Genomic DNA, 201 nt, shown 5'->3' on the forward strand with positions numbered 1-201 from the left:
GCATCCGGGAGGATTCGAACCTCCGACCGCTCGGTTCGTAGCCGAGTACTCTATCCAGCTGAGCTACGGATGCATTGGGGAAATCACTTACGAGGAATGACAGCTAACTTTAGCAATTGTTTTTGAATGGTGCATCCGGGAGGATTCGAACCTCCGACCGCTCGGTTCGTAGCCGAGTACTCTATCCAGCTGAGCTACGGA

Annotated in this window: 1 tRNA gene; it reads right to left on the reverse strand. The window is 53.2% G+C overall.

Annotated features, from left to right (window positions below):
• Positions 1-73: transfer RNA gene (locus tag ACSZO1_RS22905), tRNA-Arg, on the reverse strand.
• Positions 74-201 lie beyond the last annotated feature (128 nt).

This window comes from Erwinia sp. V71 (assembly GCF_965644245.1).
Taxonomy (GTDB): Bacteria; Pseudomonadota; Gammaproteobacteria; order Enterobacterales; family Enterobacteriaceae; genus Erwinia.